Genomic DNA, 1,555 nt, shown 5'->3' on the forward strand with positions numbered 1-1,555 from the left:
GGGGCTAGCCCTCTATTTTCGTTATTTGGTAATGGCTGATAAAGATTATCATTACCGCCTTACTAGCGAAGGTCTTATTGCTATTTATCAAGATTCCATTCCCAATATAGCTTATAAAATAGTCAGGGGTTTGGCTTGGTTGGGTGTACTTGTATGTATTATTTCAGTAGCCGTATTAGGGCCATTATCCTTGGTCGGTGCTGGTGGTATGGCTCTTTTTGCAATTTTCTTCACTGATTTCAAAAAGGAAGAACATATAGAATATACATTGTTCAATAAAAATAAAGCCAATGTGATTAAGGTTGTCAATAACGCAGCCTTCGTTCAATTCGAAACCATCCCGTTTGGTTATTCAGGCTTTGCAAATTTTTACTGCTATAAAAACGAATTGAAAAAAATATTGGCATCCTTGTTACCAATATTAAATTGCCGGGAGTATAGGGAATTTAAAACTATATTGTCATTAAATAGAGCTCCTCACAGTTCTCTGGATGTAGGCGTACCAAGAACACTGGATGAGCTAAAATAATCATTCTGAGAGACTTTCATGTTTATTGCTCTTGGCTCAACCTTAGCATCGGTCCTGTTACATTGGTTCGCCGCCATGGTGTTTTTGACGCGGGTAATCGGAAAGCAAGGGAATAAATAATGGAAAAGAAAAACGAAGTTATTGAGGGCAATGAGCAGGAGATTCCTTTTCGTCTATTACCACAGGAAGAGCAACAACGTATTCTCGATGCCAATCAAAAAAAGTGCGTGAGGCCCCAATTCTTCAGGAGTGGAATATTCGGGTTTCTACACCATTTTCTTGGCTTATTATTTTTCTAGTCACTGCAGTTATGACGTTATTTGCTGTAGGTTGTGTATTACTTACAGGTGATGTTGATTGGGGGTTTGCTTATCTAGCATTTGGTGTTGCTATAGCAATGATCCCTTATTTTCGTTATTTAGTGATGGCAGATAAAAACTATCATTACCGTCTTACAACAGAAGGCGTTATTGTCACTTATCAGGATGTTATTCCAGAAGTAGCTTATACGATAGTCCGTGGTTTGGCTTGGTTTGGCTTGGTTTGGCTTGGTTTGGCTTGGCTTGGCTTGGCTTGGCGTGGTGGTCTGTGTATTTGCAGTGGCTGTATTGGGACCATTTTCTCTGGTGGGGGCTGGTGGGATGGCACTCCTTGCGATATTTTTCACTGACTTTAAAAGTGAAGTAACAGAGCATGAAACCATGTTTAAAAAAGATTGGGGCTATACGTTAATCATCTCCAATAGAAAGAAAGCATTAAGGTTTGAATCAACGCCATTTAAGATTTCACATAGCGATAATTTATATTGTAAATCTGAAGATTTTGAAAAAGTTGTTGGTCTGATCAAAGAGCAGATTAGATGTGTCGATATAAAATATATAAAAGGCCATCCAATGATTTGATTTTTTATATCGTAGCTGTCAGGTGAAGACTGTACAGATCTAGTTATCACCTGACACCGGCCTCAAACCGGTGTCTTGTTTACGCTACTTTAGTGCGCACTTCCTTCGGTATCAATTTCAGACC

2 protein-coding genes and 1 pseudogene are annotated in these 1,555 nt (G+C 38.9%); all 3 read left to right on the forward strand.

Going from position 1 to position 1,555, the window contains the following annotated elements; all coding sequences use genetic code 11:
- Window positions 1-529: pseudogene (locus tag AB5Y70_RS00350) on the forward strand (hypothetical protein); the annotation flags it as partial.
- 223 nt (window positions 530-752) lie between these two features.
- Window positions 753-1,199 (forward strand): hypothetical protein, encoded by a 447-nt coding sequence (locus tag AB5Y70_RS00355; RefSeq protein ID WP_368175895.1) that lies wholly within the window; start codon window positions 753-755, stop codon window positions 1,197-1,199.
- Window positions 1,171-1,431: a hypothetical protein gene (locus AB5Y70_RS00360; protein WP_368175896.1), complete on the forward strand. Its 261-nt coding sequence runs from the start codon at window positions 1,171-1,173 to the stop codon at window positions 1,429-1,431. Before AB5Y70_RS00355 ends, AB5Y70_RS00360 begins: the two co-directional genes overlap by 29 nt.
- Window positions 1,432-1,555 lie beyond the last annotated feature (124 nt).

The sequence above is a fragment of the Aeromonas sp. s1(2024) genome, from assembly GCF_040908005.1.
In the GTDB taxonomy this organism is placed as follows: domain Bacteria; phylum Pseudomonadota; class Gammaproteobacteria; order Enterobacterales; family Aeromonadaceae; genus Aeromonas; species Aeromonas caviae.

Excerpts from the sequence above, each read along its gene's own strand:
- AB5Y70_RS00360 (WP_368175896.1), top strand. The coding sequence starts at position 1,171 with ATGGCACTCCTTGCGATATTTTTCACTGACTTTAAAAGTGAAGTAACA.